This is a genomic window from Erwinia sp. QL-Z3 (assembly GCF_004551645.1).
Classification (GTDB): Bacteria; Pseudomonadota; Gammaproteobacteria; order Enterobacterales; family Enterobacteriaceae; genus Erwinia; species Erwinia billingiae.
The window spans coordinates 1,357,867-1,382,080 of record NZ_CP037950.1; the positions used below are offsets into that span (position 1 = coordinate 1,357,867).

Annotated in this window: 20 protein-coding genes and 1 pseudogene; 15 read left to right on the plus strand and 6 right to left on the minus strand. The window is 57.9% G+C overall.

The window, feature by feature from the left end:
* Nucleotides 1-14 precede the first annotated feature (14 nt).
* The 8 genes from E2F51_RS06910 to E2F51_RS06945 all read left to right on the plus strand — a co-directional run bounded on the left by E2F51_RS06910 (nucleotide 15) and on the right by E2F51_RS06945 (nucleotide 9,084).
* On the plus strand, nucleotides 15-956 hold the full coding sequence (locus E2F51_RS06910; RefSeq protein WP_013204517.1) for an ABC transporter permease: 942 nt from the start codon (nucleotides 15-17) through the stop codon (nucleotides 954-956).
* 2 nt (nucleotides 957-958) lie between these two features.
* A complete protein-coding gene (locus tag E2F51_RS06915; RefSeq protein WP_134823091.1) occupies nucleotides 959-1,834 on the plus strand; it encodes an ABC transporter permease in 876 nt (291 codons plus the stop codon).
* A 16-nt stretch (nucleotides 1,835-1,850) separates the two neighbouring features.
* On the plus strand, nucleotides 1,851-3,452 hold the full coding sequence (locus E2F51_RS06920) for a gamma-glutamyltransferase family protein (RefSeq protein ID WP_134823092.1): 1,602 nt from the start codon (nucleotides 1,851-1,853) through the stop codon (nucleotides 3,450-3,452).
* A gap of 140 nt (nucleotides 3,453-3,592) precedes the next feature.
* Complete coding sequence (locus tag E2F51_RS06925; RefSeq protein WP_134823093.1) at nucleotides 3,593-4,309, plus strand: DUF3053 domain-containing protein; 717 nt, start codon at nucleotides 3,593-3,595, stop codon at nucleotides 4,307-4,309.
* 548 nt (nucleotides 4,310-4,857) lie between these two features.
* Nucleotides 4,858-6,789 carry a PTS mannitol transporter subunit IICBA gene (locus E2F51_RS06930; RefSeq protein WP_134823094.1) on the plus strand — a complete coding sequence of 644 codons (1,932 nt, stop codon included), beginning with the start codon at nucleotides 4,858-4,860 and terminating at the stop codon, nucleotides 6,787-6,789.
* A gap of 101 nt (nucleotides 6,790-6,890) precedes the next feature.
* On the plus strand, nucleotides 6,891-8,039 hold the full coding sequence (mtlD, locus tag E2F51_RS06935) for a mannitol-1-phosphate 5-dehydrogenase (RefSeq protein WP_134823095.1): 1,149 nt from the start codon (nucleotides 6,891-6,893) through the stop codon (nucleotides 8,037-8,039).
* 65 nt (nucleotides 8,040-8,104) lie between these two features.
* Nucleotides 8,105-8,650: a mannitol operon repressor MtlR gene (gene mtlR, locus E2F51_RS06940; protein WP_041692167.1), complete on the plus strand. Its 546-nt coding sequence runs from the start codon at nucleotides 8,105-8,107 to the stop codon at nucleotides 8,648-8,650.
* A gap of 71 nt (nucleotides 8,651-8,721) precedes the next feature.
* Nucleotides 8,722-9,084 carry a YibL family ribosome-associated protein gene (locus E2F51_RS06945; protein ID WP_013204525.1) on the plus strand — a complete coding sequence of 121 codons (363 nt, stop codon included), beginning with the start codon at nucleotides 8,722-8,724 and terminating at the stop codon, nucleotides 9,082-9,084.
* Between the two features lie 60 nt (nucleotides 9,085-9,144).
* Here the strand turns inward: E2F51_RS06945 and E2F51_RS06950 are convergent, their stop codons facing one another.
* From E2F51_RS06950 to E2F51_RS06960, 3 genes are read right to left on the minus strand one after another with little or no spacing between them, the layout of a single operon-like run.
* Entirely contained in the window at nucleotides 9,145-10,212 is a 1,068-nt protein-coding gene (locus E2F51_RS06950) for a sugar ABC transporter substrate-binding protein (protein ID WP_013204526.1), read from the minus strand.
* Nucleotides 10,213-10,245: 33 nt separating this feature from the next.
* Nucleotides 10,246-11,244 carry an ABC transporter permease gene (locus E2F51_RS06955; protein WP_134823096.1) on the minus strand — a complete coding sequence of 333 codons (999 nt, stop codon included), beginning with the start codon at nucleotides 11,242-11,244 and terminating at the stop codon, nucleotides 10,246-10,248.
* Nucleotides 11,241-12,746 carry a sugar ABC transporter ATP-binding protein gene (locus E2F51_RS06960; RefSeq protein ID WP_134823097.1) on the minus strand — a complete coding sequence of 502 codons (1,506 nt, stop codon included), beginning with the start codon at nucleotides 12,744-12,746 and terminating at the stop codon, nucleotides 11,241-11,243. Before E2F51_RS06960 ends, E2F51_RS06955 begins: the two co-directional genes overlap by 4 nt.
* A 409-nt stretch (nucleotides 12,747-13,155) precedes the next feature.
* On the opposite strand from E2F51_RS06960, the gene E2F51_RS06965 reads away from it, so the two are divergent.
* Nucleotides 13,156-13,515, plus strand: a complete 360-nt coding sequence (locus E2F51_RS06965) for a type II toxin-antitoxin system HigA family antitoxin (RefSeq protein ID WP_134824834.1) — start codon at nucleotides 13,156-13,158, stop codon at nucleotides 13,513-13,515.
* Between the two features lie 234 nt (nucleotides 13,516-13,749).
* Here the strand turns inward: E2F51_RS06965 and sodA are convergent, their stop codons facing one another.
* Together sodA and E2F51_RS06975 are read right to left on the minus strand one after the other, a co-directional pair.
* On the minus strand, nucleotides 13,750-14,367 hold the full coding sequence (gene sodA / locus E2F51_RS06970; RefSeq protein ID WP_134823098.1) for a superoxide dismutase [Mn]: 618 nt from the start codon (nucleotides 14,365-14,367) through the stop codon (nucleotides 13,750-13,752).
* 196 nt (nucleotides 14,368-14,563) lie between these two features.
* Nucleotides 14,564-15,904, minus strand: a complete 1,341-nt coding sequence (locus tag E2F51_RS06975) for an aspartate aminotransferase family protein (RefSeq protein ID WP_013204531.1) — start codon at nucleotides 15,902-15,904, stop codon at nucleotides 14,564-14,566.
* Nucleotides 15,905-16,078: 174 nt separating this feature from the next.
* Here E2F51_RS06975 and E2F51_RS06980 point away from each other — a divergent pair, with 174 nt between their 5' ends.
* Complete coding sequence (locus E2F51_RS06980) at nucleotides 16,079-16,855, plus strand: DeoR/GlpR family DNA-binding transcription regulator (RefSeq protein WP_013204532.1); 777 nt, start codon at nucleotides 16,079-16,081, stop codon at nucleotides 16,853-16,855.
* An 8-nt stretch (nucleotides 16,856-16,863) separates the two neighbouring features.
* Here the strand turns inward: E2F51_RS06980 and fdhD are convergent, their stop codons facing one another.
* On the minus strand, nucleotides 16,864-17,682 hold the full coding sequence (gene fdhD / locus E2F51_RS06985) for a formate dehydrogenase accessory sulfurtransferase FdhD (RefSeq protein ID WP_134823099.1): 819 nt from the start codon (nucleotides 17,680-17,682) through the stop codon (nucleotides 16,864-16,866).
* A gap of 151 nt (nucleotides 17,683-17,833) precedes the next feature.
* Here fdhD and fdnG point away from each other — a divergent pair.
* The 5 genes and pseudogenes from fdnG to E2F51_RS07015 all read left to right on the plus strand — a co-directional run bounded on the left by fdnG (nucleotide 17,834) and on the right by E2F51_RS07015 (nucleotide 24,211).
* Nucleotides 17,834-20,881 (plus strand): annotated as a pseudogene (fdnG, locus tag E2F51_RS06995) (formate dehydrogenase-N subunit alpha).
* A gap of 28 nt (nucleotides 20,882-20,909) precedes the next feature.
* On the plus strand, nucleotides 20,910-21,806 hold the full coding sequence (fdxH, locus tag E2F51_RS07000) for a formate dehydrogenase subunit beta (protein ID WP_013204536.1): 897 nt from the start codon (nucleotides 20,910-20,912) through the stop codon (nucleotides 21,804-21,806).
* Nucleotides 21,803-22,426, plus strand: a complete 624-nt coding sequence (gene fdoI / locus E2F51_RS07005) for a formate dehydrogenase cytochrome b556 subunit (protein ID WP_134823100.1) — start codon at nucleotides 21,803-21,805, stop codon at nucleotides 22,424-22,426. The genes fdxH and fdoI overlap by 4 nt, the downstream gene beginning before the upstream one ends.
* Before the next feature lie 165 nt (nucleotides 22,427-22,591).
* Entirely contained in the window at nucleotides 22,592-23,515 is a 924-nt protein-coding gene (gene fdhE, locus E2F51_RS07010; protein ID WP_134823101.1) for a formate dehydrogenase accessory protein FdhE, read from the plus strand.
* Nucleotides 23,516-23,599: 84 nt separating this feature from the next.
* A complete protein-coding gene (locus E2F51_RS07015) occupies nucleotides 23,600-24,211 on the plus strand; it encodes a glutathione S-transferase (RefSeq protein WP_134823102.1) in 612 nt (203 codons plus the stop codon).
* Nucleotides 24,212-24,214: the final 3 nt, after the last annotated feature.

The window sequence follows — 24,214 nt, forward strand, 5'->3', positions numbered from 1 at the left end:
GCCGGAGAGCGACAATGCTGGAATTGATCTGTAAACGCCTGCTGCTGGCGATCCCGACGCTGTTCCTGGTGAGCATTATGGTGTTCTCGTTGCAGAAACTGCTGCCGGGCGACCCGGTGCTGGCGATGGCGGGCGAAGAGCGCGATCCGGCGGTGATTGCCCAACTGCGCGAGCAGTATCACCTTAACGATCCGCTGCCCACGCAGTACCTCTACTGGCTGGGCAATGCGCTGCGTGGTGATCTCGGCACCTCGCTGCGTACCCAGGAGCCGGTCACCGCACTGATTGCCAGCAAGCTGCCGGTGACGCTGGAGCTGTCGCTGCTGGCGATGATTGTGGCGCTGGTGGTCGGCATCAGCATGGGGATTATTGCCGCGGTGCGCAAAAACAGCTGGGTTGATCACACCACCAACTTTGTCGCGCTTTCGGGCATCTCGGTGCCGCACTTCTGGCTGGGCATCCTGCTGATTTTGCTGTTTTCGGTGCATCTTCAGTGGCTGCCCGCCTCGGGGTATGTCTCGCTCAGCGAGAGCCTGTCGCAGAACCTGAAAACCCTGCTGCTGCCGGCGCTGGTGCTGGGCACCGGGCTGGCGGCGACGCTGATGCGCCACACCCGCGCCTCGATGATTGCGGTGCTGAAGGCGGATTATATCCGCACTGCGCGAGCGAAAGGCCTGCTGCCCAACAAAGTGATCCTCAAGCACGCCTTCCGCAATGCGCTGGTGCCGGTGATCACCCTGACCACCCTGCTGTTTGGCGAACTGCTGGGCGGCGCGGTGCTGACCGAGCAGGTATTCACCCTGCCGGGCTTCGGCAAAATGATCGTTGATGCGGTGTTCAACCGGGATTACGCCGTGGTTCAGGGCGTGGTGCTGGTGGTGGCGATAGGCTTTCTGCTGCTCAACCTGCTGGCGGACGTGCTCTACGTGCTGATTAACCCGAAAATGCGAGGCTGACGATGAGTGAAGTTCTGGCTGCCGGCAGCGCCGCTGCGCTGCGTAAACCGACCAACCGCGTGCTGAAGAAATTCCTCGGCAATAATAGCGCGGTGATTGGCGCGGTGATTGTGATTTTCTTTGTGCTGATCGCCCTGCTTGCGCCCTGGCTGGCGCCCTTTGACCCGATCAAAGCCGATTTTATGGCGGTGCGCAAAGCCCCGTCGGCCCTGCACTGGTTAGGCACTGACGAGCTGGGACGCGATCTGCTCTCCCGCCTGATTTGGGGCGCGCGGACCTCGCTGCTGGCGGGCTGTATCTCGGTGATGATCGCCATTCTGATTGGCGTGCCGCTGGGACTGATTGCCGGTTACTGGCAGGGGATCTGGGATGGGGTGATTTCGCGCTTTATTGAAGCGCTGCTGGCCTGTCCGTTCCTGATCCTCGCCATCGCGCTGGGCGCATTTCTCGGCCCCAGCCTCGGCAATGCGATGATCGCGATTGGCCTGTCGGCGATGCCGATTTTTGCCCGCCTGACCCGTGGCCAGGTGATTGCGATCCGCAATGAAGAGTATATCGACGGCGCCCGCGCCATCGGGCTGCCGGACCGCTGGATCGTGCTGCGGTATGTGTTGCCCAACGTGATGTCGCCGATTCTGGTGCAGGCGACGCTGGCGATTGCCTCGGCCATTATTACCGAAGCCAGCCTGTCGTTCCTGGGCCTCGGTCAGCAGCCGCCCAACCCATCCTGGGGCGCGATGCTGAACACCGCCAAAGGCTTCCTGGAGCAGGCTCCGTGGATGTCGATTTTCCCTGGCCTTGCCATTTTTCTTATCGTGCAGGGCTTCAATCTGCTTGGCGACGGACTGCGCGATGCGCTCGATCCGCGTAACGATTAATCATTAAGGAACTGCTATGAGTGGAATCAGTGATTTTAACGTCGGCTACCCGTCCTACCGCGCGCCGATGATGGGCCGCAATGCGGTGGCCGCCTCACAGCCGCTGGCGGCACAGGCGGGGATCAGGATGCTGCAACAGGGTGTCAACGCGGTGGATGCGGCGATTGCCACCGCCATGGCGCTGACGGTGGTTGAGCCGACCGGCAACGGCATTGGCAGCGATGCCTTTGCCATTGTCTGGGACGGGAAAAAACTGCATGCGCTGAATGCCTCTGGCCGCGCGCCTGCCGCCTGGTCGCGGGAAACCTTCGCCCATCTTGCGGCGATGCCGGAAATTGGCTGGGATGCAGTTACCGTGCCGGGCGCGGTGTCCGCCTGGGTTGAGCTGGCGGAGAAATTTGGCACCCTGCCGCTGACCACGCTGGCCCAGCCGGCGATTGAGTATGCGCGCAACGGTTTCCCGGTGTCGCCGCTGATCGGTCATCTTTGGGAACGCGGCTATAACAAGCTGCGCGATCAGCCGGGCTTCAGCGCCTGCTTCGCGCCGGAAGGCCGTCCGCCGAAAGTCGGTGAGCTGTTCCGTAACCCGGACCAGGCGGACACGCTGGAGAAAATCGCCGCCACCAACGGCGAGTCGTTCTATCGCGGTGAGCTGGCCGAGAAAATTGCCGCCTTTGCCAAAGAACATGGCGCGGCGTTGACGCTGGATGACCTGAAGAACCACAAGGCGGACTGGGTTGAGATGCTCTCCCGTCCGTTTGCCGGCGGCTCGGTGCAGGAATTGCCGCCCAACGGCCAGGGCATCGCCACGCTGATGGCGCTGGGCATTCTCGAGCAGTGGGATATTGGTCGTTATGAGCCGGATTCGGTGCAGTGGCTGCATCTGTCGATTGAAGCGATGAAGCTGGCGCTGGTCGATCTGGAGCGCTATATCGCCGATGAGGATCATATGGAGTTTCCGGCGGACCTGCTGCTGAGCGACGAGTACCTGAAAACCCGTGCGGCGCTGATCGACCCCACCCAAGCCGGCGATTTCACCTTCGGCGCGCCGAAGCAGAGCGGAACGGTGTATCTGTCCACCGCCGATGCCAGCGGCATGATGGTCTCCTTTATTCAGTCGAACTTTATGGGCTTCGGCTCAGGCGTGGTGGTACCGGGCACCGGTATCAGCCTGCAAAACCGCGGCGCGGGCTTTGTGCTGGACGAGGCGCACCCGAACGTGGTGGCCGCCAGCAAACGCGCCTTCCACACCATCATTCCGGCCTTCGCGCTGGATGCGGAAGGTCAGCCGCTGATGTCGTTTGGCGTGATGGGTGGGCCGATGCAGGCCCAGGGCCATTTGCAGATGGCATTGCGCATCATGCTGGCGAAACAGAATCCGCAGGCGGCGATTGACGCGCCGCGCTGGCGGGTGGTGGAAGGACGTGAAGTCAGCGTGGAGCCCGCCATGCAGCTGAATACCCTTGCCGCACTGCGGGCGATGGGCCACAAGATTGTGGTGGAAGATCCGCTGCAGACCTATAACTTCGGCGGCGCGCAGGCCATCGTCCGCGACCCGCAAGGCTTCTATATTGCCGCCACCGAAAGTCGCAAAGACGGCCAGGCGCTGGTTTACTGAGTCCCCTGCCGGAAGTCAGCATTTATTCGCCCTTCCGGCGTTTTTTTCCCTGTCCTCCCCGTCCCTTACGGACTATTCTTAGGTGCGGCGCCTGCCGCCCCGATAGCTTGCCAGCCCTACAATTACAGGAGTTACTTCCCATGACGACAGGAATCTTTCGCGTCTGCTCGCGTCTGTTAGTGCCTTTTATGGCACTGGTTCTGGTCTTTCAACTGACTGGTTGCGGCGATAAAGAAGCCGACCAGCGTAAAGCCTTCATCGATTTCCTGCAGAACACCGTGATGCGCAGCGGCGAACATTTGCCGAGCCTGAGCGAAGATCAGAAGCAGAAATTCGGCAATTACGTCAGCGATTACGCCATCATTTATGGTTTCTCACAGCAGGTTAACCGCGCGGGGGATTCCGGTATGAAGCCGGTGGTGGAGGAGCTTTCCGCCATTCGCACGCCACAGGATTACCTGACGCGCCGTGATTCGCTGCGCCAGGCCAGTGGTTCTCTGGGCGTGCTGACTCAGCAAATTCAGGCGGCCAAAACCCAGGCCGACAGCAGCAAGGCCGCGCTGAAGCAGCCGGAAGAGCTGAAAACGGTGTATGACAACGTCTACAACAAAGTGGTGACCCAGCCGGCCAACGCATTGCAGCCGCTGTTACCGGCCTTGCAGACGCTGAGCCAGGATGCGGTACAGACCGGTGACTTCCTGCAGCAGCAGGGCAGCAAAGTGACCTTTAACGGTCCGGCTATCCAGTTCCCGACGCAACAGCAAGCCGAGCAGTACAATACGCTGATGCAAAACCTGTCTTCGAACGCTCAGGTGCTCGGTCAGGCGCAAAGTGCCATGCAGGGCGGTTTCCAGTAAGCCGCCCGGCTTAATGGCGATCGCTTGTGGCTTCTTAAGGGCGGGGAATTCCCCGCTTTTTTATTCTTTTCTTCCCGCGCAGTTGCCTGATTATCTCAAATTCCCTTACCTGAAAATTCCGCCTATTTAGCGCTCGTGAAGCGTAATTTTATTACATCCCGCTAAGCCGTTGATTTCGAGCCGGGGGTAACTGTGATCGCACGCATTTTGCGCGGTAGATTTATTGTGATCTGCATCACACATCGCGCACAAAGGCTCATCACATATTCGTGACAAAAATCACACAATTCAGCCTGTGTTGCTTATTTATTGTTCGGCGTCTTTTTTTTACACTGCATAAGTGTGATGCACATCACTAAAACACCCCCTCTACCCCACCCAACATAGTGATATACATCACACTTTTCCTGCTTGCTACGCAGCGTCATATTCGCGTGTTAGAGTCCGGCTGCATACAGTGATAGAGACGGCTCCCCGCCGTAATCTCATAAACAAAAATCAACGCGCTCTCTTATTTGTCAGCGCGTACCAATAAGGGGTGTTTTTTTATGTCCTCATCAGATATCAAGATCAAGGTCCAGAACTTTGGTCGCTTTCTGAGCAACATGGTGATGCCAAACATCGGGGCGTTTATCGCCTGGGGTATCATCACCGCGCTGTTTATTCCTACCGGCTGGCTGCCAAATGAAACCATGGCCAAGCTGGTCGGCCCAATGATCACCTATCTGCTGCCGTTACTGATCGGCTACACCGGTGGTCGTCTGGTCGGTGGCGATCGTGGCGGCGTGGTGGGTGCTATCACCACCATGGGCGTGATCGTCGGTGCGGACATGCCAATGTTCCTCGGATCGATGATTGCTGGCCCGCTCGGCGGCTGGGCAATCAAGAAATTCGATGCGTTAGTCGACGGCAAAATCAAAAGCGGCTTCGAAATGCTGGTCAACAACTTCTCTGCCGGTATCATCGGCATGCTGTTAGCGATCCTCGCGTTCCTGGCTATCGGCCCGCTGGTTGAAGGTTTGTCCCATATTCTCGCCGCTGGCGTGAACCTGATGGTGCAGAACAACCTGCTGCCATTAACCTCCATCTTTGTGGAACCGGCGAAAATCCTGTTCCTGAATAACGCCATTAACCACGGTATCTTCTCGCCACTGGGTATCCAGCAGGCCAGCGAAGCCGGTAAGTCGATCTTCTTCCTGATCGAAGCTAACCCAGGTCCGGGTATGGGCGTGCTGATGGCGTACATGTTCTTTGGTCGTGGCAATGCTAAGCAGTCTGCGGGCGGCGCGGCAATCATCCACTTCCTCGGCGGTATCCACGAAATTTACTTCCCGTACGTGCTGATGAACCCGCGCCTGATTCTGGCGGTTATCCTCGGTGGTATGACCGGCGTGTTCACTCTGACCCTGCTGCACGGCGGTCTGGTGTCACCTGCCTCTCCGGGTTCCATCCTGGCGGTGCTGGCCATGACGCCAAAAGGGGCTTACTTCGCGAACATCGCCGCGATTGTTGCCGCCTTTGCCGTCTCCTTCGTGGTCTCCGCTATCCTGCTGAAAACCAGCAAGGTGAAAGAAGAAGACGATATCGAAGCTGCAACCCGTCGTGTTAGCGAAATGAAAGCGCAGTCTAAAGGCCTGTCTGGCACCGCAACCACCTCGGCTGACGGCATGAACAGCGACCTGACCCACGTGCGCAAAATCATTGTTGCCTGTGACGCCGGGATGGGTTCAAGTGCGATGGGTGCGGGTGTATTGCGTAAGAAGGTGAACGATGCCGGACTGACCAATATCTCCGTGACCAACACCGCCATCAACAACCTGCCGGGCGATGTGGATCTGGTGATCACCCACCGCGATCTGACCGAACGCGCCATGCGCCAGGCGCCGCACGCGCAGCACATTTCGCTGACCAACTTCCTCGACAGCGGCCTGTATACCGACCTGACCAGCCGTCTGGTGGATGCCAACCGCACCGCCGGTCACCGCGAGAAAGTCACCGCCACGCTGAGCGACAGCTATGACGAGAGCCAGGAACACCTGTTCAAACTGAGCGCCCGCAATATCTTCCTCGGCAACCACGCCACCAATAAAGAGCAGGCCATCCGGTTTGCCGGTGAGCAGCTGGTGAGAGGCGGTTATGTTGAGCCAGAATATGTTCAGGCGATGCTGGATCGTGAGAAACTGACCCCAACTTACCTGGGTGAGTCCATCGCCGTGCCACACGGCACCATCGAAGCAAAAGACCGCGTGCTGCAAACCGGCATCGTGTTCTGCCAGTACCCGGAAGGCGTACGCTTTGGTGAAGATGAGGACGATATTGCCCGTCTGGTTATCGGCATCGCGGCCCGTAACAACGAGCATATCCAGGTGATCACCAGCCTGACCAACGCGCTGGATGATGAGTCGGTGATCCAACGACTGATCAACACCACCGACGTGCAGGAAGTGCTGGACCTGCTGTCAGGTAAACAGCCCGCTTAAACCGGGTTGCAGACAAGCATTACCTCCCAGGGCCGGGCATGCCCGGCTCTTTTTTTAGGGTCGGGTTTGTCCGGCCCCTGATCATTGATACGGGAAAAATTATGAAAGCATTACATTTTGGCGCCGGAAATATTGGTCGCGGTTTTATTGGAAAATTACTGGCTGATGCCGGAATTCAGCTGACGTTTGCCGACGTTAACCAGGTGGTTCTGGATGCGCTGAATGCCCGTCATGAGTACCCGGTTCATGTGGTTGGCGAGCAGGCTCAGGTCGAGATCGTCAAAGGCGTGAATGCGGTTAACAGCACCAGCGATGACATCATCCCGCTGATCGCTGAGGTTGATATCGTTACCACGGCGGTTGGCCCGCAGATCCTCGAACGCATCGCCGGTGGCATTGCGAAAGGTCTGGCAAAACGCAGTGATAACGGTAATACCCGCCCGTTAAACATTATCGCCTGTGAGAACATGGTGCGCGGCACTACCCAGCTGAAAGGCCACGTGATGAAGGCGCTGCCAGAGCAGTATCACGCCTTTGTTGACGCGCACGTGGGCTTCGTCGATTCCGCCGTGGACCGCATCGTGCCACCGTCTGAAGCCGGCACCACCGATCCGCTGGAAGTGACCGTTGAGACCTTTAGCGAATGGATTGTGGAGAAAACCCAGTTCAAAGGCGATCTACCCGCCATTCCGGGCATGGAGCTGACCGATAATCTGATGGCGTTTGTGGAGCGCAAGCTGTTCACGCTGAATACCGGACATGCCATCACTGCATATCTTGGCCAGCTGGCCGGGCACCAGACCATCCGCGATGCGATCCTCGATGAGAAGGTGCGTGCCGTGGTGAAAGGTGCGATGGAAGAGAGCGGCGCGGTGCTGATCAAGCGTTATGATTTCGATGCTGAAAAGCATGCTGCCTATATCCAGAAAATTCTCGGCCGCTTTGAAAATCCGTATCTGAAAGATGACGTCGAGCGCGTTGGACGCCAGCCGCTGCGTAAGCTTAGCGCGGGCGATCGCCTGATTAAACCCACGCTGGGCACGCTGGAATACGGCCTGCCGCACGCCAACCTGGTGACCGGCATTGCCGCCGCGATGCATTATCGCAGCGATCAGGATCCGCAGGCTCAGGAGCTGGTCGGGCTGCTGAACAGCAAAGGCGTCAAGGCGACGCTGGCACAGGTATCAGGCCTTGAGGAAAACAGCGACGTGGTTGCTGATGTGGTGAAGGCCTTTGATGCCATGGCGTAACGCCCACTTCAACGGATGAACGGACAGGGCACACGCGTGCCCTTAAAGGCGGCCCTCGCCTGGTGATGAACGATATGCAGGCTCTCATGGAAAAACCACAGGCTTTTGAGAATCGGGTGCTTGAACGCCTGAACACCGGACGAACGGTCAGAAGCTTTCTGATCGCGGCGGTTGAGCTGCTGGCGGAGGCGGTGAACCTGTTGGTGATCCAGGTGTTTCGCAAGGATGACTACGCGGTGAAGTATGCGGTAGAACCGCTGTTACTGGGTGATGGCCCGCTGGGCGAACTGTCCGTGCGGCTGAAACTGATTTACGGCCTCGGCGTGATCAGCCGGAGCGAGTATGAAGATGCCGAACTGCTGATGGCGCTGCGTGAAGCGCTGAACGATGATGGCACCGAGTACCGTTTTACCGATGATGAGCTGTTAGGCCCGTTTGGCGAACTGCATTGCGTGACGGCATTTCCGCCGCGCCCTGACCTCTCCAGCGATGATGCCGAGCTGCGCGCCATGCTGCAGCAACGCTATCAGCAGGTGGTCAGATCGACGATGGTGCTTTCTCTGACCGAACTGATTTCGCGCATCAGCCTGAAGCAAGCGTTCAAAAAGTAACGCGTCACCTTTCCCTCTTGCCGTCGCATTGTGTATCCTTGCGGCAATGAATCACTTCACGGTTAATGACAATGAAAGAAGAAGTCCAGGCAGAAATCAGGATCCTCAGCGATAAGCTGGATGCCCTGAACTACAAAGAGCAGCCACTGCTGGCGTCCGGCGACACGGAAAAGCTCGGCGAACTGCTGAAAGAGAAAGACAAGCTGATCGAAGAGCTGGAGCGTCTGCGTGGCGTCCGCGAGCAGAAGCTGAGTGCGGAAGCGCAGAAGCTGAAAGATATGCCGTTCAGCCGTGCCATCACCAAGAAAGAGCAGGCCAATATGGGCGCGTTCAAAAAGAGCGTTCGTGGCCTGGTTGTGGTGCATCCGATGACCGCATTAGGTCGTGAGATGGGCCTGCAGGAGATGACCGGCTTCGCGAAAACCGCTTTCTAATCGCGCTTTCGCCGATAAAAATGCCCGCAATTGCGGGCATTTTTCATTTCGGGATCCGGCTTATTTTTTGGCGTATTTCGCCTGCAGCGTGGCGAACCACGGCGCAACGAAGTCAGTCGATTCGCCCCAGCCTGGAATGATTTTGTTCAGCGTCGACACGTTGACCGCGCCAGACTGTGCCGCCAGCTGCGCCTGAGAGATCGCCGCCGCTTTAAACTGGTAGGTCGCTGGCGTGGTTTCGCCGCCAATTTTGTTGGCCACCAGACGCATATTTGTCGCACCAATCAGCTTGCTGTCGACCGCCACCGTTTGCTTCCACGGGCTGTCTTTCTGGTGCATCAACTGCAGATCCTGGTTGGAGACATCGATGCTGTATAGTTTGATCTCGGTACGGCCATTCTCCTGCAAGGCTTTATAGGCGCCCTGCGCGAACGCATCCCATGAACCCCAGATCGCATCGATTTTGCCTTTCGGGTATTTCGCCAGAATGGCGCCAATTTTGTTGGCGGTATCGCCCTGCACGTCGGAAGAAACCGCACCGATTGATTCCAGCTGATGCAGACCTGGATTGGCCTTCAGCACTTTCTCATACACCACCTGACGACGTTCCATCGCCGGGAAGCCCGCCACCCACAGCTTGACGATATTGGCCTTGCCGTTGGTGTCTTTGATCAGCTGGTCCAGCGACAGCTGCGCCAGCGACGCATCGTCCTGCGCGGTGACCGTCACGCCTGCAATCGGCTGGTTCACCGGCGTATCAAATACCGAGACCTTGATGCCGGCATCGGTAATGCGCTTCACCAGCGCCGTGGAGTACGGGTCTTTACCGTGCGACAGGATGATGCCGTCATACTTCTGGCTGATCGCCTGATTAACGAAGTCCTGGAAACGTGCGTCGTCGCCGTTGCTGAGGAAGGTGCTGACCTTAAAGCCCAGCTTGCGGCCTTCCTGAATGGCACCCGCAACGAACTGCGTGGTGTTGTCATCCGAACCGAGGTTACGGATCACCGCGATACGGATCGGGCCGTCGTGATTAGCGATAGCGGCAGGCACCGCAGCCGTGTCAGCAAAGGCAGGTACGGCGATCAGCAGGCTCAACGCCAGCAACGATGTAGTCAGTTTTTTCATTATTATGTTTACCCTGTCTGAAGAAGTAAGCGCCTAGCGGCGCTGGATGTAGGTAATGGCCAGTGCGATAGCCAGCACCAGGCCTTTGATGATATCCATCGCGTAATACGGCACCGAGAGCATCACCAGTCCGTTCTGTAACACGCCAAGGATGATGGCACCCACCAGCGTTCCCAGCGCGTTTGGCTTGCCGGAGCCCGCCAGAGAAAAACCGATCCAGGCCGCCGCCACGGCGTCCATCAGATAGCCGCCACCGGCATTGACCTGCGAAGAACCGATACGGGACGCCAGCAAAATCCCGCCCAGTCCCGCCAGCAGTGAAGCAATGACGTAGGCCAGCACCCGGTAGCGGTTGGTGCGGATCCCGGACAGACGCGCCGCCTCTGGATTGCCGCCAATCGCATACATACGGCGACCGTGTTTGGTCAGCGAAAGGCCCAGCTGCGCAACGACCGTCACCACCAGCATGATGATCACGATGGTCGGCACCTGCCCCAGCAGCGAGAAGTTGGCCGGGATGGTCCCTTCCGCCATATCGCCGCTCGGCATCACCATATTTTCGGTAATCGAGCCGCCGAAGCTGTAGGTCATCGCCACGCCCTGCACCACAAACAGGCTGCCTAATGTCGCCAACATGTCGGGAATGCGCAGGATCACGATGAGAAAGGCGTTGAACAGCCCGACCAGCGTGCACAGCAGCAGGGTGATGAAGATGGCTTCCGTCGAGCCGTAGCCGTACCAGACGAACAGCGAGATCACCAGCGAGTTGGCCAGCGAGGCGGTCGAGCCCACCGAGAGGTCGAATCCGCCGATGGTCAGGGAAATCGACACCCCAATCGCAATCACCGTGACGATGGCGATAGAGCGCAGGATATTGATGATGTTGGTGGGTTCAAGGAAGCTGTCCGACGCCAGGCCAAAGGCGGCGATCAGCGCGACCACCGTCAGCAACATTCCCCATTTATAGAGAAATTCAAACAGTTGGTGGCGCACAGAGGGCGCAGCCTTCAGGGAAATATCTTTGCTGCTCACGCAGGCGTTCCTCCGGTGGAATAAAGTAAAAGCGTTTCTTCATCAACGTCACTGGCATCCATTTCTGCCACGATACGCCCGTCCCAGAGCACGCAAATGCGATCGCATAAGCCCACCAGTTCGGCGAATTCGCCGGAGGCATAAATCACCCCTTTTCCCTGGCGGGCCAGACCATCAATCAGTTCGAACAGGTCGGTTTTGGCTTTGATATCGACGCCTTTGGTCGGCTCATCAAAAATCAGCACGTCTGCGTCGTTGCGCAGCCATTTGCCGATCGCCACTTTCTGCTGGTTGCCGCCCGACAGGCGACGCAGCGTTTGTTGTGGGCCGGTGGTGCGCACGCCCAGCTTGTTGATCACCTCTTCGGCCCATTGCCAGGCCTGACGGTGACCAAACAGACTCCAGCGTGAGAAGCTGTTATCTGCGGTGACGCTGAGGTTCATCGCCACCGACTCATCAATAAAAATGCCTTCTTTGCGGCGCTCTTCCGGGATCAGCGCCATACGGTTGTCGACCGCTGCGTGCGGAGAAGAGGGTTTCCACGGCTTGCCGTGCAGCTCACCCTTCTCCACGCGGCTATTGCTGGCACCAAACAGCGCCTTGCACAGTTCGGTTTTCCCCGCGCCGGCCAGTCCGGCAAGGCCGAGGATTTCGCCTTTGCGCAGCGTCAGCGAGATGTCCTGCAGCAGGGCATCGTCGTGCAGGCCGTCAACCTTCAGCAGGATCTCATTACTGAACGGCGGTCGGCGCGGCGGGTAAATGTCGTCCAGCTGATGCCCGAGCATCTTCTCGACAATCTGCTCGCCATCCAGCTGGGCCATCGGGCAGGTTTCAATCAAGCGGCCATCGCGCAGCACGGTCAGTTGATCGCAAATGGCGCGCAGCTCGTGGAGGCGGTGGGAGATAAACACCACGCCGATGCCGTTGCTTTTCAGCCGGCGTACGACGGCGAATAAGCGTTCGCTTTCATTTTGATCCAGCGGCGCCGTCGGCTCATCGAGGATCAGAAAACGACAGTGGTGGGAAAGCGCACGGGCCAGCAGAATTTGCTGCTTCTCGGCCAGCGTGCATTGATCGATGCGGCGACGGACGTCCAGCGAGACGTCAAGCTGCGCCAGCAACGCGCGCGCCTGTTTGCGCACTTCGCCCCAGTGGTAGACCTGTCCGCCTTCGGCCAGCCGATCCAGCATGATGTTTTCCGCCACGCTGAGCGTCGGCACCAGCGCCACATCCACTTCCTGCTGCACCAGGTGAATACCCAGCTGCTTGGCATCACGCGGGGAACGGATGCTGACCGGCTGGCCATCGAGCAGGATGTCACCGCTGTAGTGATCGTAAGCGCCGGAAAGTACCGCCATCAGCGTCGACTTCCCAGCCCCATTTGCCCCGGTCAGCGCATGCACCGAGTGGCCTTCAAGGCTGAAATCAACGCCATTGAGGGCTGTAAAACCGCCAAAAGCGATGGAGATTTGACGCATTTCAAGGCGATTTACCACAGTCATGAACAATAACTCTCTGGCAGGTGAACAAAACAGGTTGCCGCATTTTTTATTTGATTGTTACGGCTGGCAACGAACGAAAGCGCATAAGCTAACACAAAACGTTATTAGCCATCCAGACATCCAGCCATATAAGCGGTTAAAACCAGTGAGACAGCGGTATCCAGCATAATCCGGGGGGATAATGACAACAGGCAGCATTTCACTCGGCGCTTTGGTGGCAGGGCTTTGATACGTAAAGTGACGGCGGCATCGCCGGTTACAAAAATATTCTTCACGGTTAAACGGGATGTCAGTTTTGCAAGGAAGGTAAAAAAATGAGGCGTTCACAAGAGCCTGCAAGTCCCATAGCGGGACAAAAAACTTGTCTTAGTCCCATGCTGGGATTAGGCTGTGTTGTATGAAAAATGACATGCAAATCAGACCGATAAAAACAGAGCAGGACTATAAAGCGGCCTTAGTTGCTGTTGAGCCCATGTTTGATAATGAACCTGAAATGAATACGCCTGAGGGTGATTTTTTTGAGGTCATGTGCCTGCTCATCGAAGAATATGAGAAAAAACATTATCCTGTCGAACCGCCGGATCCGGTTGAAGCAATAAAATTCCGTATGGAACAGCTTGGGCTTACCGCAAAAGACCTGGCACCCGCCATTGGCAGGGAGAATCGCGTTTACGAGATACTTAACCACAAACGTAATCTCACACTACCAATGATTAGAAAGTTACATACTCAGTTTGGTATTCCGCTCAGAAGCCTGGTTGGCGTTTAATATTTTAAATACGGCCTGGTATAAGAAAGGATAACCGCCACAAAGGGCGGTCAGTCCCAGCTTTTGTTTCAGGTCGACGAAGGCCGCTTCACTGGCGAGATGTGCCAGCTGCCTTTGATCGGTTCGCCGGGGGAATGCGCAGAATGAACAGGAACTCTAATTAATTAGCAGGCAATAAAAAACCGACGAAGCGGACTCCGTCGGTTTATCGTCACGAATTAACGTGGCGGGGATTTATTTTGCTGCTGAGAAAAGCGCTGCCGCCTGATCCCAGTTAGCCACATCCCAGAACGCCTTGATGTAATCAGGACGTTTGTTCTGATACTTCAGATAGTAGGCGTGTTCCCACACGTCCAGACCCAGAATTGGGGTACCGGATGCGCCAGAGATCGCTTCGCCCATCAGCGGGCTGTCCTGGTTTGCTGTGGAAACAACGGCCAGCTTGTCGCCTTTCTTAACCAGCCACGCCCAGCCAGAACCGAAACGGGTGGTTGCCGCTTTTTCGAATTCAGCTTTGAACGCGTCAACGCTGCCGAAATCTTTTTCGATAGCCGCTTTCAGCTCGCCGCTCAGGGTAGTGCCGGTTTTCAGGCCTTTCCAGAAGAAGCTGTGGTTTGAGTGGCCGCCTGCGTTGTTACGCAGTGCTGCTTTCTTATCGGCAGGAACCTGATCCAGTTTAGCGATCAGCTCATCTACAGGCAGATCGGCAAACTCAGTCCCTTCCAGCGCCGCGTTGGCGTTGTTGACATAAGCCTGGTGGTGTTTGCTGTGATGGATTTCCATCGTCTGCTTGTCGAAATGCGGTTCCAGTGCGTCGTATGCGTAAGGCAAGGATGGCAGTGAATAACTCATGTTCATCATCTCCATTTAATGGTGGGCGGCGCTGTTTCTGTTAGCACCGCGTAAGCAGTCGGATCATTATAGTTAAATAAACGATCCGTAAAAGGGTTATCAATGCCCCGACGTTTATAAGGGTTTACCACGCAGCAGGCGCAGCGGCGCTTTTATGCCCTTTCCCTGCTGGGATAAAACCAAACGGTCTAAGGCTTTATTTCCCTAATGCTGCCAACGATTTATCCAACGCGCCAACCAGCCAGTCAATATCGCTCTCCTGGAACGCCAACGGCGGACGCAGTTTCAGCACATTGCCATACGGCCCCGCCACCGAGGTCAGCACGCGGTTTTCACGCAGCTTCTCGGTGACATCCAGCGCCAGCTGTTTGTCCGGCGTTTTGCTGGTTTTATCGGTCACCAGCTCGAAGCCGATAAACAGACCGGCACCGCGCACATCGCCGACGCATTCGTATTTGTCTTTCAGCGTCAGCAGTTCACGCAGCAGCTTCTCGCCGACCACGCGGCTGTGTTCCTGCAGGCCTTCTTCCTTAATCACTTTCAACACCGCCTGCGCCGCCGCCATCGCCACCGGGTTACCGCCAAAGGTGTTGAAGTACGGAATATCGTCGCTGAAGGAGGCCAGCACATCGCTTTTGGCCAGCAGTGCCGATACCGGAATGCCGTTACCCATCGGCTTGCCGGTAGTGACGATATCCGGCACCACGCCATGGCGGGCAAAGCCCCAGAACGCATCGCCGGTACGGGCAAAGCCTGGCTGCACTTCATCGGCAATAAAGATCCCGCCGTTTTTATGCACCACGTCCACCGCTTTCTTCAGGAAGCCTTTTGGCCCCGGCAGCACGCCGTCTGAGGAGAAAATGGAGTCGGCGAGGAAGCCGGCAAACTTGATGCCGTTGGCCGCCATATCATCAATCTGCTTCTGAATTTCAGCCGCGAACCAGTCACCCAGATCGGGCGCGGTGACGCGATAACGATCGGGCGGGGATACCAGCCGGGTAGTGGTCGCCAGCGGCTGACCGGTGCCCAGCGCGGGCGAGACGCCAGAAGTTAAGTCACTGGTGCCGTGATAGGCTTCCTGGCTGACGATAATGCCGGTGCCGCCGCTGTGCGCACGGGCAACGCGGATCGCCAGGTCATTGGCTTCTGAACCGGTACACATGTACATGGCGCGGTCGATTTCAGATGGCATGGTCGCCAGCAGTTCTTCGGAGTAATCAAGGATACGTTCGTGAAGGTAGCGGGTATGGGTGTTCAGCTGCTGCATCTGCTGGTAAACCGCGTCGATCACCGCCGGATGGCAGTGACCAATACTGGCGACGTTGTTATAGGCGTCGAGGTATTTATCGCCGTTGGCATCCCAGAGATACTGGCCCGCACCTTTCACCAGATGGACCGGCTTACGGTAGAACAGACGGTAAGATTCACCCAGCACCTTGCTGCGTTTATCGGTCAGTTTACGTACATCAGCGTCCAGGCCGTCGGCATGCTCGGCGCGAAAGCTGTTGGTGTCCATGATGGTCGAACGTGTAGCCATGATAACTCCCGTTGCGAAGTGAGAAATGAACGGGCAACCCGTGCGCCCGGATACCTTCATCATGGCAAGTTTTTGCCAAAATGCAACCAAATACACAAATACAATAAAATACACATGCAGCGACCCGCGATGTCGGTTAGGCTATGCCCATCCCCACTGGAAAAGGACACCACTATGCTGCAGGAAACCCGTTTACATCGCATTCGCGCGCTGCTGACCACGCTGAATCACGTCAGTACCGAGCGGATCATCCGGGAGCTGGGGATTTCCAGGGAAACCGCCCGCAGAGACATTATCGAGCTGGAAGCCCTCGGGCTGGCGCGGCGGGTGCACGGTGGGCTGATTGCGCTGGATGCCGAGCCGGAGCCGCCGTTAACCGTCCGCAGCGAGGTCCGCGCGCGGGAAAAGCGTGCCATCGCCCGCGCCGCCGCGCAGCGGTTGAAGCCGGGGCAAACCCTGTTTCTCGATGCAGGCAGTACCACCACCATGCTGGCGGAAGAGCTGCGCACCATGTCCGGCCTGACCATCATCACCAACAGCCTGAATGCGGCGCTGAAGCTGTCGGCGGCCGAAGAGCATGAGACGCTGAATAATTCGGTGATTTTGCTGGGTGGCAGCATGCTGGCTGGCGCGCAGGAAACGCGCGGTGAGCTGACCGTCGGCGAAATCTTCCGTTATCGCGCCGATGTGGCGCTAATGTCGCCGGTGGGTATCGAGGCGAAAAATGGCGCCAGCAGTTTTCATCCGCACGAAGCGGCGATTGCGCGGGCGATGGCGCAGCAGGCCACGCAGCTGATATTGCTGGCCGATCACAGCAAACTGGGGCTGACCAGCCGCATGAATTATGCGGCGATCAAGGACATTACTGCGCTGATTACCGACAGCGGCGCGGCCAGCCTTCCGGCGTTTGCGGCGCTGGAAAAAGCGCTGCCGGAGGTGGTGCTGGCCTGAGCCGGAAGTCAGATCAGTCTTTGCGGGTGGGTGTAGACGGTGGCGCGGCCCGGTTTGCTGAAGCCGACCAGCGTCAGGTTGCTGCGTTCGGCGACCTCAACCGCCAGTTTGGTGGCCGCCGAGACCGCAAACAGGATCTCAATGCCGCACATCGCGGATTTTTGCACCATCTCATAGCTTGCCCGGCTCGATACTAACGCCGCGCCCTGTTGCCAGCCCGGCTGCTGGCATCGCAACCCCAGCAGCTTATCCAGCGCCACATGGCGACCCACATCCTCGCAGCCGCCGACCAGATTGCCGTCGGGCATGATCCAGGCCGCAGCGTGCGTACAGCCGGTCAGCTGCCCCACCGGTTGAAAACTTTTTAGCTGGGATAAGGCCTCATCCAGACGGGCGATTTCAAAGGTCTGGCTGAACGGCAGCGGTTCCAGCGGTTTGCCGATTTCCGCCAGCTGCTCCACGCCACACACGCCGCAGCCTGTGCGTCCCGCCATCGCCCGGCGTTGCTCTTTCAGCCCCATAAACCGGCGGCTGGAGAGCTCAACCTGCACCTCAATGCCGCCGCACGACGGCTGGATCTCAATGCCGTAAATATCCGCCGGCGAGGCGATAATCCCTTCCGACAGCGAGAAGCCAATGGCGAAGGCTTCAAGGTCTTTTGGCGTCGCCATCATCACCACATGCGAGATGCCGTTATACACCAGCGCCACCGGCACCTCATCCGCCAGCCAGTCTGGCTCCGGAGTTTCCAGCGATCGACGCTGCCGCACCTCGACCTGGCTCAGCCCTGCGATCTCACTCACAATCTCGTCACATTTACTGCTCATATTCACCTGAAACCCATCCCACGGACTACGACCACATAGTTACTGTGGTAATGTTTTAACCACAAGCGTTCAGAAAAGATTCTAAAGATTCTGAACCTGTGACCGCCTTATCGCAAAACTTATTGAGCACTGTCGAAACAGGAATGACACCATGAATGTCAGCAGAAGAAGCTTCTTCAAAATCTGCGCGGGTGGGATGGCAGGAACCACGGCGGCGATGCTCGGCTTTATGCCCGAGGTCGCGCTGGCGGAAACGCGCCAGTACAAGCTGCTGCGCGCCCGTGAAACGCGTAACACCTGCACCTACTGTTCCGTTGGCTGCGGGCTGTTGATGTACAGCCTGGGTGACGGCGCAAAAAACGCCAAAGAGTCGATTTTCCACATTGAGGGCGACCCGGATCACCCGGTCAGCCGTGGCGCGCTCTGCCCGAAAGGCGCTGGCCTGCTGGACTTTATCCACAGTGAAAGCCGCCTGAAAACCCCTTCCTACCGCGCGCCGGGTTCCGATAAGTGGCAACCCATCAGCTGGGATGAGGCGTTAGATCGCATCGCCAGATTGATGAAAACCGACCGCGACGCCAACTTTATCGAGAAGAACGCCGCCGGCACCACGGTCAACCGCTGGCTGAGCACCGGGATGCTCTGTGCGTCCGCCTCCAGCAACGAAACCGGCTATTTAACGCAGAAATTAACCCGCTCGCTCGGCATGCTTGCCGTCGATAACCAGGCACGCGTCTGACACGGACCTACGGTAGCAAGTCTTGCTCCAACGTTCGGTCGCGGTGCGATGACCAACCACTGGGTTGATATTCGAAATGCGAATGTGGTGATTGTGATGGGTGGCAACGCCGCTGAAGCGCATCCGGTTGGATTCCGCTGGGCGATGGAAGCCAAAATCCATAACAAGGCCAAACTGATTGTGATCGATCCGCGCTTCACCCGAACCGCGTCGGTTGCCGATTTCTATACCCCGATCCGCTCCGGTACTGACATCGCTTTCCTGTCAGGCGTATTGCTGTACCTGATCAGCAACAACAGGATCCAGCGCGAATACGTTGAGGCTTACACCAACGCCAGCCTGATTGTGCGTGAGGATTACCACTTCGACGACGGGCTGTTCAGCGGCTACGACGAAGCCAACCGCAAGTACGATAAAACCAGCTGGAACTACGAACTGGACGAGAGCGGCTTTGCCAAACGTGATCCGACGCTGACCCACCCGCGCTGCGTGTGGAACCTGCTGAAAGAACATGTCAGCCGCTACACGCCGGAGGTGGTGGAATCGCTGTGCGGCACGCCGAAAGCCGATTTCCTCTACGTCTGTCAGGTGCTGGCGGAAACCAGCGCCAAAGATCGCACCGCCACCTTCCTCTATGCCCTCGGCTGGACGCAGCACTCGGTCGGCGCGCAGAACATTCGCACCATGGCGATGGTTCAGCTGCTGCTGGGCAATATGGGAATGGCCGGCGGCGGGATTAATGCCCTGCGCGGCCACTCCAATATCCAGGGGCTGACCGATCTGGGGCTGCTGTCGCAGAGCCTGCCGGGTTACATGACGCTGCCGTCAGAAAAACAGGCCGATCTGCAAACCTATCTGACCGCCAATACGCCGAAGCCAACGCTGCCGGGCCAGGTGAACTACTGGAGTAACTATCCAAAGTTCTTCGTCAGCATGATGAAGGCCTTCTACGGCGATAAGGCGCAGAAGGAGAATAACTGGGGATTCGACTGGCTGCCGAAGTGGGACAAAGGCTACGACGTGCTGCAGTACTTCGAGATGATGTCGAAGGGCCAGGTCAACGGCTACCTGTGCCAGGGCTTCAACCCGCTGGCGTCATTCCCGAATAAAAACAAGGTAGTGCAGTCGCTGGCGAAGCTGAAGTTCCTGGTGACCATCGATCCGCTGAACACCGAAACCGCCAACTTCTGGCAGAACCACGGCGAGTTTAACGACGTTGACCCGTCGCAGATCCAGACCGAAGTGTTCCGCCTGCCGTCCACCTGTTTTGCGGAAGAGAACGGCTCGATCGTCAACTCCGCCCGCTGGCTGCAATGGCACTGGAAAGGGGCGGATGGCCCTGGCGAATCGCGCAATGACGGTGAAATCCTCTCCGGGATTTATCAGCGCCTGCGCGAGATGTATGCCAAAGAGGGCGGCGCGCTGCCGGAGCAGGTGCTGAACATGAGCTGGAACTATCTCACGCCGGACAATCCGGCGTCAGAAGAAGTGGCGATGGAAAGCAACGGCAAGGCGCTGGCGGATCTGATGGACGACAAGGGCACGCTGCTGGCGAAAAAGGGCCAGCAGCTGGGCAGTTTTGCCCTGCTGCGCGATGACGGTTCCACCTCCAGCGGCTGATGGATCTTTGCCGGCAGCTGGACCGCAGACGGCAACCAGATGGCGCGGCGCGACAACACCGATCCGTCCGGGCTGGGCAACACCCTGAACTGGTCGTGGGCGTGGCCGCTAAACCGCCGCATCCTGTATAACCGCGCCTCTGCGGACCCGCAGGGCCAGCCCTGGGATCCGAAGCGGGCGCTGCTGCACTGGGATGGCGCGAAGTGGGTCGGGCAGGATATCCCGGACTACAGCACCGCCGCACCGGGCAGCGATGTCGGGCCGTTTATCATGCAGCCGGAAGGGATGGGACGCCTGTTCGCGCTGGATAAAATGGCGGAAGGGCCGTTCCCGGAACATTACGAGCCGTTCGAAACGCCGCTGGGTACCAACCCGCTGCATCCAAAGGTGGTGTCCAATCCGGCCGCGCGCGTGTTTAAGGACGATCTGGCGGCGATGGGCAAAGCGGACAAATTCCCGTACGTCGGCACCACCTACCGTCTGACCGAGCATTTCCACTTCTGGACCAAGCATTCGCTGCTCAACGCCATTGCGCAGCCGGAACAGTTTGTGGAAATCGGTGAGGGGCTGGCGGGCAGGCTGGGGATTGTGGCGGGCGACACGGTGAAGGTGAGTTCAAACCGTGGCTATATCAAAGCCAAGGCGGTAGTCACCAAGCGTATTCGAACGCTGACCGTGGACGGGAAACCGGTGGATACCATCGGCATTCCTATCCACTGGGGTTTTGAGGGCGTGGCGAAAAAAGGCTTCCTCGCCAACACCCTGACGCCGGTCGTCGGCGATGCCAACACGCAAACGCCGGAGTTCAAGGCGTTCCTGGTTAACGTAGAAAAGGCTTAGCCACATTAGCTGGCTAAGGGGAACGATTATGGCTTATCAATCACAGGATATTATTCGTCGTTCCGCCACCAACGGCTTCACGCCTGCCCCGCAGGCGCGCGATCATCAGCTGGAAGTGGCGAAACTGATCGACGTGACCACCTGCATCGGCTGCAAGGCCTGTCAGGTTGCCTGTTCGGAGTGGAACGACCTGCGCGATGAGGTCGGGCATAACGTCGGGGTGTACGACAACCCGGCCGATTTGACCGCCAAATCCTGGACCGTGATGCGCTTTTCCGAGGTGGAGGAGAACGGCAGGCTGGAGTGGCTGATCCGCAAAGATGGCTGCATGCACTGCGCCGATCCCGGCTGCCTGAAGGCCTGCCCGTCCGAAGGCGCGATTATTCAGTACGCCAACGGCATCGTCGATTTTGAGTCCGAGCAGTGCATTGGCTGCGGCTACTGCATTGCCGGCTGTCCGTTCGATGTGCCACGGCTGAATAAAGAGGACAACCGCGTCTATAAATGCACGCTGTGCGTCGATCGTGTCACTGTCGGTCAGGAACCGGCCTGCGTGAAAACCTGCCCCACCGGGGCCATCCACTTTGGCAGCAAAGAGGAGATGAAGCAGGTTGCCGCAGAGCGCGTGACCGAACTGAACAGCCGCGGCTACGACCATGCCGGGCTGTACGATCCGGAGGGCGTCGGCGGCACCCACGTGATGTATGTCCTGCATCACGCCAACAAACCTCAGCTGTACCACGGCCTGGCGGAAAACCCGTCGATCAGCCCGGCGGTCACCTTCTGGAAGGGGATCTGGAAACCGCTGGCGGCGATTGGTTTTGCCGCCACCTTCGCGGCCAGCGTGTTCCACTACGTCGGCATCGGGCCGAATCGGGTGGAAGATGACGACGATAACCTGCACGACAGGGAGGAAGACCAATGAGAAAGCGCGATCGCATCCAGCGCTACAGCGCGCCGGAACGCATTAACCACTGGATTGTGGCGTTTTGTTTTGTGTTCGCCGCACTCAGTGGGCTCGGCTTCTTCTTCCCGTCCTTCAACTGGCTGATGCATGTTCTCGGCACGCCGCAGCTGGCGCGCATTCTTCACCCGTTTATCGGCGTGATTATGTTTGCCGCCTTCTTGCTGATGTTCCTGCGCTACTGGCGGGATAACCTGATTGAGCGCGACGATCTGGAGTGGGCAAAGAACATCCGTAAAGTGGCGAAAAATGAAGAGGTCGGGGATACCGGCCGCTATAACTTCGGCCAGAAATGCGTGTTCTGGGCGGCGATCGTCAGCCTGCTGTTGTTGTTAGCCAGCGGCATCGTCATCTGGCGGCCTTATTTCGCCGGCGCATTCTCCATCCCCATCATCCGCCTGGCGTTGGTGGTCCATTCCGTCTCGGCGGTGGTGTTGATTATGGTCATCATGGTGCATATCTACGCGGCGCTGTGGGTGAAAGGCACCATCACCGCGATGGTTGAGGGCTGGGTAACGTCGGCCTGGGCAAAAAAACATCACCCGCGCTGGTATCGCCAAATCAGAAAGAATAAACCCTAAAATCAGCCCGTTGCTGGCAGAACCGGGGTGCCGGTGCACCCCGGACGCGGGCAGAAAAATGGCTTAAAATTTCCCAAAACAAGGATCGGGGTGATACCGGGCGCTATAATTCCGAACAGAAATGCGTATTCTGGGCAGATATCCTCACCACAGGAAAAGAGACTGATGACTATTCGCATAATCCCGCAGGAGCAGCTGGAGAAAAGCGACAAAAATGCGGCGGATTTTATTCCGCCGTTACTTTTCCCCAGGTTGAAAAATTTATACAGCCGACGCGCGGCCCGGCTGAGAGAACTGGCGGAGAAAAATCCGCTGGGTGACTACTTACGCTTTGCGGCGGTGGTGGCCAGTGCGCAGGAAATCGTGCTGTACGATCATCCTTTGCAGATGGATCTGCATGCCCGACTGCTGGCGACGGCAGCCAGCGGAAAGCCGCCGCTGGATATCCCCACCCTGCCCCGCGATCACCACTGGCAGCGGCTGCTGCACTCGCTGATTGCCGAAATGAAGCCCGAGATGACCGGTCAGGCTCTGGCCTCGCTGGAGAATCTGGAAAAAGCCTCGGCGACCGAGCTGGAAACCATGGCCAGCGCACTGTTCTCTAACGAATTTTCCCAGGTCAGCAGCGATAAATCACCGTTTATCTGGGCGGCGCTGTCGCTGTACTGGGCGCAGATGGCGGCACTTATTCCTGGCAAAGCCCACGCAGAATACGGCGAACAGCGGCAGTTCTGCCCGGTGTGTGCCAGCGTGCCGGTGGCCAGCGTGGTGCATATGGGCACCCAGGGCGGCCTGCGCTATCTGCACTGCAACCTGTGCGAAAGCGAATGGTATGTGGTGCGATCAAAATGCAGCAACTGCGAACAGACCCGTGACCTGCACTACTGGTCACTGGACTCCGAAGTGGCGCCGGTAAAAGCGGAAAGCTGCGGCGATTGCGGCACTTACGTGAAAATGCTCTATCAGGAAAAAGATCCGGCCGTTGAGCCGGTGGCGGACGATTTGGCCACCCTGATCCTCGACGCCCGTATGGAGCAGGAAGGTTTTTCACGTAGCAGTTTGAATCCCTTCCTTTTTCCGGGAGAATAACGGCAGCCGCTGGGGCCACCTGCGCCAGCGATGCTATCTGTCCACTCCGGCCGACACCTGTCGGCGCCACAGGGGAAATGCGTAATGAAATTGATTGGCACCTATACCAGCCCTTTTGTCCGTAAGATTTCCGTCATCATGCTGGAAAAGGGCATCACGTTTGAATTCATTAACGAAAATCCCTGGACTGATGAGAGCCACGTGCCCGGCTACAATCCGCTGGGAAAAATCCCGGCGCTGGTGACCAGCCCCGACGAAACCTGGTACGATTCGCATATCATTGCCGCCTATCTGGAACAGATGGACATTGCGCCAGCGCTGGTGCCGCGCGATAAGCTGGCGGCGTTAAAGGTGCTTCAGCTGGAAGCGCTGGCTGACGGCATTGGCGATGCGGCGGTGATTTTGCTGCGCGAACAGATGCGTCCGCCCGAGTTTCAGATGGAAGCGCAACTGCTGCGCCAGCGTGAGAAGATCCAGCGCGGGCTTGATGCACTGGAAATCGAGGCGGCAAAGGGCACGGTGCTCAACAGCGACACGCTGAATCTGGCCGATATCGCCACCGCCTGCCTGATCGGCTTCCTCAACTTCCGCCGGATTGTGCCGGGCTGGTGCGTTGAGCGACCGGCGCTAATCAAACTCGCTGAGAAGATGTTTGCCCGTGACAGCTTTGCCCGTACCGTTCCTCCAACCGCCTGATCC

Excerpts from the sequence above, each read along its gene's own strand:
- E2F51_RS06910 (WP_013204517.1), top strand. The coding sequence starts at position 15 with ATGCTGGAATTGATCTGTAAACGCCTGCTGCTGGCGATCCCGACGCTG.
- E2F51_RS06915 (WP_134823091.1), top strand. The coding sequence starts at position 959 with ATGAGTGAAGTTCTGGCTGCCGGCAGCGCCGCTGCGCTGCGTAAACCG.
- E2F51_RS06920 (WP_134823092.1), top strand. The coding sequence starts at position 1,851 with ATGAGTGGAATCAGTGATTTTAACGTCGGCTACCCGTCCTACCGCGCG.
- E2F51_RS06925 (WP_134823093.1), top strand. The coding sequence starts at position 3,593 with ATGACGACAGGAATCTTTCGCGTCTGCTCGCGTCTGTTAGTGCCTTTT.
- E2F51_RS06930 (WP_134823094.1), top strand. The coding sequence starts at position 4,858 with ATGTCCTCATCAGATATCAAGATCAAGGTCCAGAACTTTGGTCGCTTT.
- mtlD (WP_134823095.1), top strand. The coding sequence starts at position 6,891 with ATGAAAGCATTACATTTTGGCGCCGGAAATATTGGTCGCGGTTTTATT.
- mtlR (WP_041692167.1), top strand. The coding sequence starts at position 8,105 with ATGAACGATATGCAGGCTCTCATGGAAAAACCACAGGCTTTTGAGAAT.
- E2F51_RS06945 (WP_013204525.1), top strand. The coding sequence starts at position 8,722 with ATGAAAGAAGAAGTCCAGGCAGAAATCAGGATCCTCAGCGATAAGCTG.
- E2F51_RS06950 (WP_013204526.1), bottom strand. The coding sequence starts at position 10,212 with ATGAAAAAACTGACTACATCGTTGCTGGCGTTGAGCCTGCTGATCGCC.
- E2F51_RS06960 (WP_134823097.1), bottom strand. The coding sequence starts at position 12,746 with ATGACTGTGGTAAATCGCCTTGAAATGCGTCAAATCTCCATCGCTTTT.
- E2F51_RS06965 (WP_134824834.1), top strand. The coding sequence starts at position 13,156 with ATGCAAATCAGACCGATAAAAACAGAGCAGGACTATAAAGCGGCCTTA.
- sodA (WP_134823098.1), bottom strand. The coding sequence starts at position 14,367 with ATGAGTTATTCACTGCCATCCTTGCCTTACGCATACGACGCACTGGAA.
- E2F51_RS06975 (WP_013204531.1), bottom strand. The coding sequence starts at position 15,904 with ATGGCTACACGTTCGACCATCATGGACACCAACAGCTTTCGCGCCGAG.
- E2F51_RS06980 (WP_013204532.1), top strand. The coding sequence starts at position 16,079 with ATGCTGCAGGAAACCCGTTTACATCGCATTCGCGCGCTGCTGACCACG.
- fdhD (WP_134823099.1), bottom strand. The coding sequence starts at position 17,682 with ATGAGCAGTAAATGTGACGAGATTGTGAGTGAGATCGCAGGGCTGAGC.
- fdxH (WP_013204536.1), top strand. The coding sequence starts at position 20,910 with ATGGCTTATCAATCACAGGATATTATTCGTCGTTCCGCCACCAACGGC.
- fdoI (WP_134823100.1), top strand. The coding sequence starts at position 21,803 with ATGAGAAAGCGCGATCGCATCCAGCGCTACAGCGCGCCGGAACGCATT.
- fdhE (WP_134823101.1), top strand. The coding sequence starts at position 22,592 with ATGACTATTCGCATAATCCCGCAGGAGCAGCTGGAGAAAAGCGACAAA.
- E2F51_RS07015 (WP_134823102.1), top strand. The coding sequence starts at position 23,600 with ATGAAATTGATTGGCACCTATACCAGCCCTTTTGTCCGTAAGATTTCC.